12 protein-coding genes and 1 pseudogene are annotated in these 14101 nt (G+C 44.2%); 2 read left to right on the top strand and 11 right to left on the bottom strand.

Annotation, left to right across the window (positions count from 1 at the left end; all coding sequences use genetic code 11):
* Window positions 1-1014 (top strand): annotated as a pseudogene (locus tag ACEW9J_RS06655) (ISAzo13 family transposase); the annotation flags it as partial.
* Here ACEW9J_RS06655 and ACEW9J_RS06650 read toward each other — a convergent pair.
* The 5 genes from ACEW9J_RS06650 to ACEW9J_RS06630 form a co-directional block, all read right to left on the bottom strand.
* Window positions 987-1385 carry a hypothetical protein gene (locus ACEW9J_RS06650; RefSeq protein WP_373544350.1) on the bottom strand — a complete coding sequence of 133 codons (399 nt, stop codon included), beginning with the start codon at window positions 1383-1385 and terminating at the stop codon, window positions 987-989. The pseudogene ACEW9J_RS06655 and the gene ACEW9J_RS06650 sit on opposite strands and share 28 nt — an antisense overlap.
* 442 nt (window positions 1386-1827) lie before the next feature.
* The gene (locus ACEW9J_RS06645; protein WP_373544349.1) at window positions 1828-2712 is read right to left on the bottom strand and encodes a choice-of-anchor L domain-containing protein; all 885 of its coding nucleotides are present in this window, start codon (window positions 2710-2712) and stop codon (window positions 1828-1830) included.
* Between the two features lie 334 nt (window positions 2713-3046).
* On the bottom strand, window positions 3047-3640 hold the full coding sequence (locus tag ACEW9J_RS06640; RefSeq protein ID WP_373544348.1) for a Uma2 family endonuclease: 594 nt from the start codon (window positions 3638-3640) through the stop codon (window positions 3047-3049).
* A 33-nt stretch (window positions 3641-3673) separates the two neighbouring features.
* Window positions 3674-5308 (bottom strand): Mur ligase family protein, encoded by a 1635-nt coding sequence (locus ACEW9J_RS06635; RefSeq protein WP_373544347.1) that lies wholly within the window; start codon window positions 5306-5308, stop codon window positions 3674-3676.
* 198 nt (window positions 5309-5506) lie between these two features.
* Entirely contained in the window at window positions 5507-6271 is a 765-nt protein-coding gene (locus ACEW9J_RS06630; RefSeq protein WP_373544346.1) for an alpha/beta fold hydrolase, read from the bottom strand.
* Window positions 6272-6564: 293 nt separating this feature from the next.
* Here ACEW9J_RS06630 and ACEW9J_RS06625 point away from each other — a divergent pair, with 293 nt between their 5' ends.
* The gene (locus ACEW9J_RS06625) at window positions 6565-7848 is read left to right on the top strand and encodes a hypothetical protein (RefSeq protein WP_373544345.1); all 1284 of its coding nucleotides are present in this window, start codon (window positions 6565-6567) and stop codon (window positions 7846-7848) included.
* A gap of 11 nt (window positions 7849-7859) precedes the next feature.
* On the opposite strand, the gene ACEW9J_RS06620 is transcribed toward ACEW9J_RS06625, so the two are convergent.
* The 6 genes from ACEW9J_RS06620 to ACEW9J_RS06595 all read right to left on the bottom strand — a co-directional run bounded on the left by ACEW9J_RS06620 (window position 7860) and on the right by ACEW9J_RS06595 (window position 13933).
* Window positions 7860-8312, bottom strand: a complete 453-nt coding sequence (locus ACEW9J_RS06620) for an SRPBCC family protein (protein WP_373544344.1) — start codon at window positions 8310-8312, stop codon at window positions 7860-7862.
* Window positions 8313-8509: 197 nt separating this feature from the next.
* Complete coding sequence (locus ACEW9J_RS06615) at window positions 8510-9904, bottom strand: DUF697 domain-containing protein (protein ID WP_373544343.1); 1395 nt, start codon at window positions 9902-9904, stop codon at window positions 8510-8512.
* Between the two features lie 143 nt (window positions 9905-10047).
* Window positions 10048-10962, bottom strand: coding sequence for an NAD(P)H-dependent glycerol-3-phosphate dehydrogenase (locus tag ACEW9J_RS06610; RefSeq protein WP_373544342.1), 915 nt, complete (start codon window positions 10960-10962; stop codon window positions 10048-10050).
* A 154-nt stretch (window positions 10963-11116) separates the two neighbouring features.
* Window positions 11117-11989 (bottom strand): lipoyl synthase, encoded by an 873-nt coding sequence (gene lipA / locus ACEW9J_RS06605; RefSeq protein ID WP_373544341.1) that lies wholly within the window; start codon window positions 11987-11989, stop codon window positions 11117-11119.
* A gap of 58 nt (window positions 11990-12047) precedes the next feature.
* Complete coding sequence (locus tag ACEW9J_RS06600; protein WP_373544340.1) at window positions 12048-13127, bottom strand: M23 family metallopeptidase; 1080 nt, start codon at window positions 13125-13127, stop codon at window positions 12048-12050.
* 365 nt (window positions 13128-13492) lie between these two features.
* Window positions 13493-13933, bottom strand: a complete 441-nt coding sequence (locus tag ACEW9J_RS06595; RefSeq protein WP_373544339.1) for a hypothetical protein — start codon at window positions 13931-13933, stop codon at window positions 13493-13495.
* Between the last annotated feature and the right edge of the window lie 168 nt (window positions 13934-14101).

The raw sequence follows: 14101 nt of genomic DNA, 5'->3' as shown, positions 1-14101 counted from the left end.
AAGGCTAACAGAAGATCGTTTACCGAACTTGCTAATTGACATTAAAAATATAGTGGATGGTCAAAGCCAAACAGATCCAAAGTTTAAGACAAATCGTTTATACACTCGAATTAGTACGGCGGAAGTTCGCCGTCAATTGATAGCTCAAAAAGGATACAACACAGAAGAATTACCAAGCGAAGAAACAATTCGGACTCGAATGAATCAGTTGGGATACTATCCAAGTAAAGTGGGGAAAACGAAACCGTTAAAAAAGTTGAAATGACCGATCCTATTTTCGGTCACTTAGAGATAGTCAACAAAAAATCAAAAGATAAAATGACAATATTGAGGTTATCACTGGATGCGAAAGCGACGGTCAAGGTTGGTGAATTTTCCAGAGGGGGGAAGACCCGTGCAGATGCAGAAGGTAATGACCACGACTTTCAGCCAAAGGCAAAAGTCACACCATATGGCATTTTCCTACCAGAATTAGATGAATTATGTTACTATTTCACCACGTCAAAAGTGACTAGTGACTTCATGGTTGATGTGTTAGAGTCTTGGTGGTTAGAGCATCACAAGCGTTTTCCTCAAGTCAAGACATTATTACTTAATCAGGATAATGGACCGGAGAATCATTCTCGCCGTACTCAGTTTATGAAACGAATTGTTGAGTTTGCCCAGAGACATTGTATAAATATCCGACTGGCTTATTATCCACCTTATCATAGTAAATATAATCCAATTGAAAGAACTTGGGGAATTCTCGAAAATCATTGGAATGGGAGTATTTTAGATGAAATTGATACAGTGTTAAACTTCGCACGAACAATGACATGGAAAGGTCAGAACCCTGTGGTTACTCTTGTCACCGAAATCTATAAAACTGGTGTCAAACTTACTAAACAGGCGATGGCCGAGGTGGAAAATCAAATTCAACGATTAACTTGTTTAGAAGTACAAGGTGAGCAACTAAATCTTGGTAAATGGTTTGTTGATATTTTCTACATTCCAGAATCAAAGCTGGAATGATTTTTTAATTGTAAGTCCCCTAAAACGGGGAAACGTCCTGCTCCATTTGCGCCTGTGACGACTGTACCTGTCGATGATGAAATTGTTGCTGTACCTACTCCTGGAAAGTTGATGTTTGACGCTGTAGCCCCGTTGGCAAAACCTTCAAAAGTCTCAGTTCCAGTACCAGTAAGCTTGGAGAGAAAACTAGCTTCTGCGGCGATCGAATTTGGAATAGGACTGGCTCCACTATTCGCACCTGTGTCTTCACCAAAAAAGATTGTAAAAGCTTGTGCTGGAGCAAAAGCTCCGCTGGCAACGATGCCAGTTACAGCAATACCTGTGGTCAATACCAAAGATTTAATTTTCACGATCGGGGTGGGGTATTTCACAAAATGTGTTAATTAGATTTAGCATCAGTCATTATACTTAAAAAATTTACATTTTTAGCGAATTATTTAAGCAAAATTACTTAATGCTTCCACTAAGGATACCTGTTAAATGAGCTATACACAAGCTAGAGATCCGTACTTGTGCGATCGGTCGTCTTAGAATGTAGTTGTATGCTGTCATAAAAGTATCTAAAATCGACAAGCGATCGAGCCAAATTGGTAAGTGTAGGTCTGTGAACATCGATCGCAAGGTTTTAAGGTTGATTCGATCTTTGTTAGAGTTGGTAGATCTTCACAACTCAACTAGGATCGACGAATGCTTATCTTTATTGCAATCCGTAGATCTTACTGAATCCGACAGCCAACAACGCGAAAAAGACACCGCAATTAATTACAGTGTCTTTAAGGTGAGCATAGACGATCCCTTCAGGCATTGAATCAACTACGCTTTTTTGCTAGCCTTGAGTTTTTTTCTCATCCGTAATGCTGCGGTACCACCGATGAGTGTACCAACGATCGTAAATGGTTCGGGAACTGCCGTAGCATCTGGATTAGTACTAGAAAAGCTATTGAGCTTCAAGAACACAGCCGAATCGTAAAAGCCGTCACCCACATCGGCGATTGCTAGCTTAATCGTGTGGTTTCCAGGAGTGAGTCCCAAAGCCTGCGCCGTTATGGCAGTAGTGAACCCATCATATTGAAGACCATTAGCACCAGCAGGATTGGCATTATACAGTCCGGGATTCTGGGCATCTATACCATTATCATTAAAACCATTGTTAATCGTATCGATCGAAACTACTGTCGTCGTGCCAGGTACTAAGGCAATGTTCTTGCCATCCACAAAAAAACCAAACACGTCACTAAAACCTTGGTTCACAAACTCAGGGTACTCTTCAGATGCAAAAATAAACTTCAGGAAGACATCATTCGTATCTGTAGTAAAGTCAAAGCTGAGAACACTTGCATCTTGGGTAGCTCCGGCGGCGATTGAATCAAGGCTAGAATCACCTCCCAAAAAATTATCTACTCCCGCCTCCAGAGAATCGTTAGGTCCTGGGGCTAGAGTAGCATTCCCAGTAGTTAGAATAATGCCCGCATCGATTCCAATCCCCGCAGATGTTCCGCCAGTAAATGTTCCAGAAGCTCCTGCCGCACCAGTATAGCTAAGATTTGATGTGGTGATGCCAGATCCGACGATGTTGCTGACTAGAGTAGTGGGACTATCTGAGGGAGTGACAAGCAATACAGCTTGAGCTGGAATCGTTGCCATTGTTGCCAGCGCAACTCCCGAACCTACTGCCATTACGACTCTTTTTAGTTTCATTTTGTGTATCATCTTAGAAATTAATACGATCGGGGTGGGATATCTTAGAGAAATGTATCAACTATGACTAAAGCCAGCCATTACACTTAAAATAATCTACTGGATCGAAGATTAACTAAGTGAAATTACTTAATGCTTGTAATGAGGGTACTTGCTGAATAAGATTTACACAATCTAGAGATCCGTACTTGTGGAACTAGTTACTTTGTGTTGTAGGGTTGAATAGATCTAAAAAATGCTCGATCGAGTCTTTATCAATGACTCTCGATCGAGCAAGTAGAATTAGTAGTAGTGAGTATTTCTCGATCGAGCTAATTAGGGATCTGAAATCGCTCTACGCTGAAAAAATCGAGCTTAAATCCAGCATGAACCCAGGCAAAACATCTTCCCCGCTCAATGTGGTGGGCGATTCCAAGATTTCTACTTCCTGCTCCAATCGATAAATTTCTACCTGCTGCTGTTGGGAGTTAATTAGCCAACCCAGGCGCACACCATTCGATCGATACTCCTCCATCTTTTCGCGCAGAGTTTTGAGACTGTCACTTTTAGATCGTAATTCAATGACAAAATCAGGGACTAGCTCAGGAAAAGTAACCCCACGAGGAATTTCATCGGCTTTTAGTTTCCCAATCCAGGTGACATCTGGCGATCTGACGGCTCCATTGGGCAGAGTAAAGCCACCAGATGAGTCAAAAGCTCTCCCCGATCTGGTTTGACGATTCCAAGCCCAAACTTCCCCAAACAAATCTCCATTTTTCTCTGAACTTTCTAGTGCGACTGGTAGCATTGCAATTAATTCTCCGTTCGCGGTTAGCTCTAATCGCAATTCTGGGTTATCTTGACACAGTTTCTCGAATTCTTCGTGGGTAATGCGAAGGGTGATGCTGTGAATATCTAGTAAGAATGGTTTGGTTGCTAACGATCGCATAAACTTATTCCGCACTGACGTTATTTAAATATTCTAAAACCCTGCGATCGATTCATACAGATCGGGCAGATCGTTTTCAATCAAAATCAGATCTTTTGCCTGACGGTGTTCGGGACTTGTCAGGTAGGCAAGTGCCAGATCGCGGTTGGGAAACTCCATCAACTTATCGGGAGCTAAACCACCTTCGAGCAGTCCGGCTTTGAGAGCTGCTTTATTAGTTTCGCCAATTACAAGTGCCAAATCGCAAATCGAGGCAGCTTTGAGAGCTACCTGACGGTTTTCTTCGGCTTGAATATTGCCGAGTTCTACCATTCCTGGTGTCATCAAGATTTTGCGTCCGCCTTCGAGGACTTCGAGGACTTCCAGCGCGGAGGCAAACCCGATCGGGTTAGAGTTGTAGGAGTCATCGAGGATGAAACCGTCACCATTTTTCCGTAAGTTGAGGCGGCTATTAGCAGGTTCGATATTATAAATTGCGGCGATGACATAATCGGGATCTTTGCCGAGCGCACAAGCCATCGTAAACGCGCCGACGAGATTGGAGAGCATCGGGACTCCCAGCAATTTGGTAAACCCTGGATATTCTTGGGTTTGCCAATGAATAGTAAAAGTAGTACCGTCCATACTAGCCTTAATATCTGACATCCAGCAGTCAAGGTGTCCTGCTGGTTCCAATCCGTAGAGGAGGGTAGTAGCTTTAGGATATTCTGTAGCCATTTTGCGTGCGCCAGGATTGTCACCATTGCAGACTAATAATCCATCGGCGGGAATGGCTTGGGCGAGTTCGCATTTAGCCTTATAGATATTTTCCGCACCACCGAAGCGTTCGAGGTGCATCACGCCGACAGCGGTGACTAATCCGGCATTGGGTGGGGTGAAACGGCACAATTTGGCGATCGATCCGATGTGATACGCGCCCATCTCGATGATAGCAAGCTCCTGCTGGGGCTTGAGATTTTCCCGAATTTGGCGGGTGATACCCATTTCGGTATTGATACTACCAGGAGTCCAGAAAGTCGGCTCGATCGCTTCGAGAATACTCCCTAAGATAGCTTTGGTACTAGTTTTACCATAACTACCAGTAATCCCGATCGTGTAGGGCTGATAGTCGGCGAGGATATCTTTAGCTTCTTGGAGAAATGCCTGTTGTTTTTTGAGTTCATTCGGCCACAAAATGGCATTGGCGATCGCAATCCAGATCGGGGAGGATTGAATTACACCTACCGTAACCAGCCAATAAATGTAGATACTGTCTCCAGCTCCTAAGGCGTATGTGCCAGTGATGATGAGGATTGTGGCGATCGAGTATAAACCCAGCGCGAGGTGATAAATCGCCGTCGCTCGATCGGTCATCTTCAGCTTAATTTTACCCACCTGGCGCGGATCTTCTTCTTGGAACCCAACCAAGACTAACACCGCTGCGGCAACCAGACAAATTACCAAGCAAATGACCATATCTCCCCCACTCACAAATCTACTCAATGCGGCGGCTGTGAGAGCGATGAGGGTGCCTTTTTTGTCAAAAGTACATTTTTCTAGAAACCAATCTTTAAACCGTGTCCCGTTGTATTCTTCCTGTTGGAAATAGCGTAAGTATCTCAATCCTCGGCGGGTGAAAAAGATAATTGTCGTAGCGGAGATGATGATGAGGCAGATAGTAGTAAGCATTTGAGGGCTGGGGTGGGGTAAAAGACTACGCTACTCAAACAAATTTAGCGATTCTCCTGAGGGAGAGCCTACGCCAACGACACAGGGTTGGGGTAGGATAAAAATCTGTGCCGATCTATTAAGATTTAGAATTAAATAAGACAATTAACACGATCGCCACGATCGGAATGATGGCGAGTAGGGTGAGAAAAACCATATTTATGACTCTTTCCTATATAATTGCGCGAGAAATTTTTCTATATAATAGGCGCAAAGGTGAGAGCCTTCGGCTTGAAACATGAAGTGATCGCGGTTGGGGATGGTAATTAGCTCAGAGTTGGCAAAGAGACTGTGATAGCGATGTCCCATTTCTACAGGGGTTTCGGTATCGGCTTCACCCCAGAGCAACAGCACTGGGAGCGGGATTTGTCGAGCAATTTCGGTGAGATCTTCGCTGACGGTTTTGACGAGGGTCCCTCGGAGTGCGCCAGCGTTGAGATAGTCGTGAGAACCGTATTTTTGGCTATGCCAAGTTAGGAGTTCGTTACGATAGAGGGGCGAAATTTTGAACGTATTTCGGAGCGTGCGTACCCATTGACTGCGAAAGGATTGGTTGGCGGTACGCTGACGTTGTAAGCCGCCGGAATTAATCAATATGATGGAGCGGACTTTTTGGGGATATTTGTGAGCGAGACGGATTGAGACTCTCCCGCCAAAGGAATGTCCCAACAGATCGGCAGATTCAATCCCCTCTGCTGCCAAATACTCATAAATTCGATCGGCATACTGGTTGGTATCCCAATCTTCCGGCGGTGGTGGAGATTTGCCAAAACCAGGTAGATCGATAATGTGGATATTCGATCGAGTTGCGAGTAATTCTCCCATCGGTTGGAGGGATTGGAGATTTTGCCCCCAGCCGTGGAGCATGACTAGGGGATGACTATTTTTGCCTAGTTGGACGGTGTTTAGTTGGACTTGAGCCATTACGCGCACTTTTGCCTGTTTATCAGCTTAAAGTAGCATCGATCGGTACCGACATAAAGCGGAATTTTTGTGAAGATGACAGAATTGGGTCTAAATATGGGTAAGTTAAGAGCGATCGATCTCACAGTCACTATCTAGATCTCCCTGTACAATCGGCAATATGGTTACTCAACGCCCTTGTATACACCAGTCATGCCATGTTAATCATTGCCGCACATACCCTCCCCGCAAGGATCTCGATCTCAATTGATTTGCGGTAATTATTCACTAGAGATAGATATGGAGACTAATATATGTTTGCAATTGGAAAAAAAACTGGCAGTGGGATCGAGCAAATTGTCTACGAACATTTTCTGTATGTCGTAAGAACTGAAACACCAGTTAGAGTCTTAGAAAGATTTCGGAGTTTATTTATTGAGGGTGTCAATTATATTGACAACCGGATCTGGACGACGATCGAAACATTAGCATTTGAAAGAACTGCCGAGCAGAATTTCCCGTTGATTATCAATCGTTGTTGTTATATTCTCGTCAATCACTGGCAAATGCAACCCTCTGGGCAAGTACCAATTGCTAGTCTAGTTGCAATGTTGGCTAATCTCAATGACGTACGGATGACTTATTCTAGAGTCGTTCGTCGTCTGCGCCAATTGCTTCAGTTATATCTCCAAGGTGATGACTATCCCAAGCTCAAACGGTTAAACGAAGTTCTCAATGGTACTACCTCTGCCAAAGATACTATCGGCGAACGACAACTTGGGACATTAATCAATCGCTACCCTTATTTATATGAACACTCGCTTGTCTCAGAAGAACGCACTTTTGAAAATGTTGAGACGATCAAACGAGTACAGCGAGGGTTGCGTAAACAGCAGGAGACAAATCTATCCCACTATCTTACTTATCAAGTTAGACGATCGCGGATTAAAGCTCAATTAGGGCAGGATGCTGCTAATAATTTACCATCGGTGATTAATCCTACTTTGCTATCTACCAAAGAATTAGGAATGGCATTTGGACAATTTGCAGGTAAAGCTGAAGGTGATGCTACCTACCAGGATTTATCTCGTGGTTTTGTGTCGCATCTCCAGATGCAGCCAATCATTAAAACATTTAAGGGAGACTTGTATGATTATATAGTTTCTGGTGTGGATAGTAGTTATGGCAAGCGCAGTTTTAACGATCGCTTGTACAAAACTATCGACGCTATTTTACCCGATCGAGATAATCAACGGCTCGATGAACTTGGCTTACTCAGGACTTGTACTCACGTTCTCAACCATTTAGTTGTGGAAAGTCCCAGTAACCCGCAGCATTTCGTTTTCATGGATATGATTAGTAATTTAGGTGCGGTTTTTACAACTGGATTACTACTAAAGGTAGTCTTGATCTGTCAAAAAGTTAAACCTTTATTAGAGAGTAGATTATCGATTTTATTCAATCATTATGAATCTTCGCAATGTAAGGGCGTGCCTTGGTTAGTAAGATCTCTAGAAAATTGGAATGTGGCTGGAGCAATTCATTTTGGTAAAATCGATGCTTCAGCATTAAGTTTCTTACAATCTATTGGGGAATAACTCAAAATACTTTAGTCACCAAAACTGTGGTGCAGCTCTTCGGCAACTATTTTGATGCGACGCAACTGAGCTTCCATATCTACCTTTGTCCATTTGGCTGCAAATCGATCGAACCCCCAAGCGATTAATCGATTGGGAATATTAAAGTTAAACTGATTGATTAATACCGTACCGCGCTCATTTGGCTGACATTCCCAGCGATCGCTACCTTTAAAAAATCCATCAAATCCCCAAATAATTAACCCAGGTTCTCGCGCTATCACCACATTATTTAATGTTGGTTTAATTACCGGAATCTGAATGATAAATTTACTTTTACTACCAACACTAGTTTGCCACAATCCCTTAGGTTCGCACTTGAGGATCGGATTGAGCCATCGCTGCATTAATTCCAAGTCAGTGATACATTTATCTACTGCTGTGGCACTTGCTCTAATTTGAATTGATTGTTCAAAAACAGGCATCTATATTAGGGGTTAGGCTTTAGGCTTTAGGGAGCTTTAGGAATTAGGATTTAGGGATTAGGGATTAGGCTAAACATTTGATAGAGCTAGGTATCGGTTTATCTAACTAGGAAAACACTTACGTTAGACAATACTCAAAACCTAAAGACTAAAGCCTAACTCCTAACTCCTAAAGCCTAAAGCCTAAAGCCTAAAGCCTAAAGCCTACTCCCTAATTCCTGTTTGATTCGATCGACGATCGAGTGTTTATCAATGGTAACAAGAATTTGGGCGATGACTGCTTTAGGGCTATCCTCACCCCAAGAAGCACCATTAGCTAGGTAAGTTTTGGTGACTTGTCCGATCGCATAAGTGGAGACTCCTGCAATACTAGCCTGAGTCAGGGCGACGGCGGTGTAAGGGGCGATACTGATTCCGCCCGTCGCAGGTGCAAGCAGGGCGAGTAAGCCTTTGATACCGCTCAATCCTAATTTTGCCACCAATTCACTAACGGTAATCCCTCCCATGCCGATGGCGATACTCTGGAGCAGTCCCGTCGCACCAGATCGAGTCATCGGCATCCCGTAGAATTTAGATAGTCGGATAATCATCCCAATATCGATCGCTGCACCTGCGATAATATCCGCAGCAGTAAACGGATTGAGAGCAATCGCGATCGCTTTACTCATCACAAATTGCCAGATCATATCATTGGCTGCTTCCTCACGCCGATCCAGCTTGCGATCGATCGTCTGTTTTTGAATCCGATCGGCTGCTAACATGGCATTGAGAGCGGCTAAAGATTTACCTTCACGTTGCAAAATCTCAACGATCCGCGACTTCAATGCGGCTACTTGGGGAGTACCAGGATGATAACTGATGCCCATACTCCCATCTTCCCGCGCGGCTGCCCGCATCGTCACGGGAGCCGCCGCTACCATGATAATCTCACTCGGGCTGAGAATTTCTTTGACTCGCTCATCCCGAATCTTGGCATAGATCGCTAGTTTATCGCGATCGGGATAGCGATCGACTTTATTAAATACCAATAAAATCGGTTTACCCGCACTTCGCAGTTGTGAGAGGGTTTGCAATTCAAGCTCGCTGATATCGCCAGCAATAATAAATAGAATCAAATCTACTCGAAGCGCAATTTCATGAGCGAGGATTTGACGCTGCTCACCCTCAACTTCATCAATCCCAGGCGTATCGATAAATTCGATCGCTTCTTGTAAAGTAGCCGGAGTATCTTTGTCGAGATCGAATTGATCTTGCCAATTATCGATTTCCCAGACGACTTGCTGGCGTTCTTTCGTCACCCCATGTAGAACACCCGCTTGAAATACTTCTTGCCCGATCAAAGCATTTAATAGTGAAGATTTACCTCTACCTACCATCCCAAATACAGCTACTTGAAACACCGCTCGATCGAGTTTGATCAGCATATTACTCAGTTCGGCAATCTCTGATTCTAATCCAGATCTTTCACGTTGACTCAGATCTAGATTTACTAACATTCGCCGCAAAGTATCCTGAGCTTGTTGATAGTTTCGCTCTGACTGGATCGTATTAAAATTCGCGATCGCATCTGCTAGATTTTCTGAATCTTCCATTTTAGGGAATGGTGGATGGTGGATGGTGGATGGTGAATGGTGGATGGCATGTAATGAGCGAAGCCGATGCCGAAGTTGATAAAGGGTAGCTTGCGTTACGGCTTGTGCCTAACACACCCTACCTCTAACCACCATCCACCAATCTAATATTCTGATTTGCGATCGCGTGACATCAATGCCACGATCGCTTCTGGAGCTGTAATTGTACCTGCCAACAATCGATCGACTAATCCGGTAATCGGCATATAAATCTGATGACGGTCGGCAATTTTAACTAATACTTTAGTTGTATTTATCCCTTCGGCTGTTCCTTGTAAATTAGCTAAAACTTCATCCAAAGTTTTCCCTTGTGCTAACCCATAACCAACCTGATAATTTCGACTCAGAGGACTATTGCAGGTAGCCAAAAGATCGCCCAAACCCGATAGCCCATAAAAGGTTTCAGTTTTCCCGCCCCAATATTGACCGATCCGCACAATTTCCGCCAATCCTCGTGTCAACAGGGCAGATTTAGCATTATTTCCTAATTTTAAACCATCACAAGTACCTGCGGCGATCGCAATGACGTTTTTGACTGTACCCGCAATTTCTACACCTACAGGATCGTCATTAGTATAAACTCGAAATTTAGGCGAAGAAAATATCTCTTGAATGGTATTAGCAGCGTCCACATCATCACTAGCAACTACAGTTGCCGCAGGTAATCCTTGCTGAATTTCCAGAGACAAATTCGGCCCCGATAAGACAACAATCGGGTTGAGCGGAAAAGCCTGATGCCAGAGCTGTGCGGGTGTCAAATTAGTTTGAGCATCCAATCCTTTTGTCGCTGTCACAATAATTTGATGTGGATCGATCGATCCAGCCAATTGTGCGATAACTGCCCGAACACCCGACATCGACACCGCCGAAATAATTGCCGTTTGTTGACATACCATCTCGGCTAACTGACGATCGCAATTTCGCGACCAAATTAACGGTTCACCACCATTAATCCGCGTCAAATCCGCTAACGCCCCACCCCATGCACCCGCACCTACAATTATAATTCGATCGAACATAGGAAGGCTTTAGGAATTAGGAATTAGGAATTAGGCTTTAGGTTTTAGATTTTAGATTTTAAAGTTGTAGTAGTAGGGTGGGCACTGCCCACCAGTTAGATTTCAGGCGTTGCTGATTTCAGGCATAATCTATCTGCTAAGTGATTGCATCTACCTACTTTCGCGGATACTTAACCATCAACTTCTGTACCTCCTCAGCATGATAAGAACTGCGAGTCAGTGGTGTCGAAACTACTTGCAGGAAGCCGATCTCCTCACCATATACCCGCCAAGCGTCAAATTGCAGCGGGGTAACAAATTCTGCCACTCCCAGATGTTTCGCTGAGGGTTGAAGATATTGCCCGATCGTGATGATATCGCAGTCTACCGATCGCAGATCGCGCATCGTTTGGCGAACTTCTTCATCAGTTTCGCCTAAACCAACCATAATCCCTGATTTAGTATAAACGCTAGGAGTATACGCCCGCGATCTAGCCAAGACTGCCAACGAACGCTGATAGTCGCCCTGGGGACGCACACGCCGATATAGTCTGGGAATAGTTTCGGTATTATGATTGAGCACTTCTGGCTCTGCGTCTAAAATCGTCTCCAACGCTTGCCAATTGGCACATAGATCTGGTATCAGTACCTCGATCGTTGTTTTGGGTGACAGGGCGCGTACAGCTTGGATACATAGCACAAATTGACCCGCACCCCCATCGGCTAGATCGTCACGATTCACCGAGGTGATCACGACGTGCTTGAGATTGAGTCGTTTGACAGCTTCCGCCAGCCGAATTGGTTCAGTCGGATCTAGAGCTTGGGGTTTTTTCTCAAAATCGATATCGCAATAGGGACAAGCACGGGTACAAGCAGGCCCCATAATCAGGAATGTAGCTGTTCCTGCACTAAAGCATTCTCCAATATTCGGGCAAGAAGCTTCTTCGCAGACAGTGTTGAGCTGCAAGTCGCGGAGGATATCTTTGACATTACCAACACGTTCCCACTGCGGTGCTTTTACCCGCAACCATTCTGGTTTGACTGTCATAACAATTGAGCGATATTCACGAGTCTACTATCTTAACAAGTTCTGACGTGCAAATATTTTATAGTCCCTGGGGCAGGTCTTTGCGTGCAAATGGCATCGATCGACGGAGATTATCGACAGCATACTGGATATCTTCACTAGGATCGATCGCGACCCACTTATCGCCATTGGGCATCCTAGTTTCAAAATGTAGGTGCGGCCCAGTCGAGTTACCAGTACTACCAACTAGCCCGATGACAGTACCTTGCTCGATTACTTGCCCTGGTTGAACAGATATCTGTGAGAGATGACCGTAGAGCGTCTGCTGAACGTCATTATGCTGGATGATAATTGCTTTACCATAGCCACCATTCCAACCTGCCGAAATCACCGTCCCAGTTCCGGTAGCAACTACAGGTGTACCTGTGGGTGCGCCAATATCAATCCCCGAGTGAAAGCGACGGGTTCCGGAAAGTGGGTGTGTCCGCCAGCCAAAGCGAGAAGTGACTCGTGCAGGATTCATCAACGGATAGATGAAGTTTGAACTTGCCTGGTTGAGATTATTGGTCGCAAAAGTAGGCTTAAATACTGGCACGATGCCCGCTCCAGTACGGACGGTAGGAATTGCACTAACAGTCGGGATATTTGTTCTGATAGATACACGCGGCAACCGTGTCACAGGCTGTACTTTAATTATCTGGGTACGTGGGAACGGAACGGGAATTTCGATCGAGGCTTCCGATTGAACGCGGTTTGGTACGGCAATTTCGATCGAATTTTCGGGAAGTTGGCTTGGTAAGACACTAATTTTAGGATTGTTACCTAGAGTTGCCACATCACTGGAAAACACACTCGATTGAGTCGGACGTGCGCTCAATCGCTGATAACTGGGTAGGGCTGGATCAGCACTACTATCATCATCAAATCCAAACCGACGATCGATCTCACCAGTTTGTTTGCTAGTATCTTGGTCAGCAGTTAAGGCTTGGGGATCGATAGTAGCAGTAGCCAGCCGATTCATGCTCAACAATTGAGTTTTTAGTGTATTGCTTGCTACTAAAACTTGCTCTGATGAAAACGAATTTTGGGCAAATGCAGTTTTAGCACTTAAAAATGCACCAGTAATGACTAAAAGCCTCAGAGGTGTGTTTATACGCATAGATTAGGTAGGAATTACTACGGGGTAGAAATTGAGGTTAACAAATTAAGCCGAACACCAGAATTCGTTCAGTATACAAGATATCGCCCTAATAGTATTTATTTTCTCACCACTAATTCAAATCTAACTAGTGGATATCGGCTTCAATTCGGCTGCTAGCTTGGGCTGCACTCGTTCGCGAAGCGTCAGCTCTGCTGAATCGATCTACACAGTTGAGACCGCCATCGCTGTGGCTTTTGATTTGCCAAAACTCTAGTTTGAAGATCGAGTACGAATATTCTCTATAAAAATATAATCTTCGAGCGTGTAGTAAGATTTAGAGATCGATTTATGTATAGACCATCACAAAAAATCATTTGCTTTATTTATGAGCTAAACAATTCAAAAATTTGACGACAAAATTGTTTTAACTTATCAGCTATTTCTGGTTGTGGCTGAACACCTTCAAATTGCCAATCATTAACAGTTGATAGCCGCCACTGCTTACCTCTAAAATCAAAGCCAGCAACTTCCAAACCAATCACATTGCGTGCAGTCGGCTCAAAAGTGTCATCAACAATTGTCATTGCGTCTGCACAAAACCGAATCTGAACTAAAACACTCCGACTTTGCCACCGCCGACTCCAGCCAGGAAAATGAAAGCAAAAATCGATCGAATCAGGATCGACTAACTCTTGGGTATCGATATCTTCAGCCCACGGCTTGAGATCTACTTTTGCATCGGGAAACTCACTCCGAAACAGACTAACGGCGGAGGCAATTTTACTAGCGAGGGTGATATCGGTAGCCTGTTGAGCAGCGTTCACGTAGAGATGGTTCCAGGGCGCGAACCACTGGTGCAAGTGAGCAATCCTAAATTGCAAATATAGTCTCACGATAACTTAGTTTATCATCTGCGTGGTTCTGTAGTATGAGTAAAACGTGTAGGTCGCATCACTGTCTCAAAGTTACTAGACTATTGTTATACCCATTTG

Source organism: Chamaesiphon sp. (assembly GCF_041737865.1).
In the GTDB taxonomy this organism is placed as follows: Bacteria; Cyanobacteriota; Cyanobacteriia; order Cyanobacteriales; family Chamaesiphonaceae; genus Chamaesiphon.
This window is presented reverse-complemented; position numbering and strand designations above follow the sequence as displayed.

What these genes read in the sequence shown, in the direction of transcription:
- ACEW9J_RS06645 (WP_373544349.1), bottom strand. Translation starts at nt 2,712, where the DNA reads ATGAAACTAAAAAGAGTCGTAATGGCAGTAGGTTCGGGAGTTGCGCTG.
- ACEW9J_RS06640 (WP_373544348.1), bottom strand. Translation starts at nt 3,640, where the DNA reads ATGCGATCGTTAGCAACCAAACCATTCTTACTAGATATTCACAGCATC.
- ACEW9J_RS06635 (WP_373544347.1), bottom strand. Translation starts at nt 5,308, where the DNA reads ATGCTTACTACTATCTGCCTCATCATCATCTCCGCTACGACAATTATC.
- ACEW9J_RS06630 (WP_373544346.1), bottom strand. Translation starts at nt 6,271, where the DNA reads ATGGCTCAAGTCCAACTAAACACCGTCCAACTAGGCAAAAATAGTCAT.
- ACEW9J_RS06625 (WP_373544345.1), top strand. Translation starts at nt 6,565, where the DNA reads ATGTTTGCAATTGGAAAAAAAACTGGCAGTGGGATCGAGCAAATTGTC.
- ACEW9J_RS06620 (WP_373544344.1), bottom strand. Translation starts at nt 8,312, where the DNA reads ATGCCTGTTTTTGAACAATCAATTCAAATTAGAGCAAGTGCCACAGCA.
- ACEW9J_RS06615 (WP_373544343.1), bottom strand. Translation starts at nt 9,904, where the DNA reads ATGGAAGATTCAGAAAATCTAGCAGATGCGATCGCGAATTTTAATACG.
- ACEW9J_RS06610 (WP_373544342.1), bottom strand. Translation starts at nt 10,962, where the DNA reads ATGTTCGATCGAATTATAATTGTAGGTGCGGGTGCATGGGGTGGGGCG.
- lipA (WP_373544341.1), bottom strand. Translation starts at nt 11,989, where the DNA reads ATGACAGTCAAACCAGAATGGTTGCGGGTAAAAGCACCGCAGTGGGAA.
- ACEW9J_RS06600 (WP_373544340.1), bottom strand. Translation starts at nt 13,127, where the DNA reads ATGCGTATAAACACACCTCTGAGGCTTTTAGTCATTACTGGTGCATTT.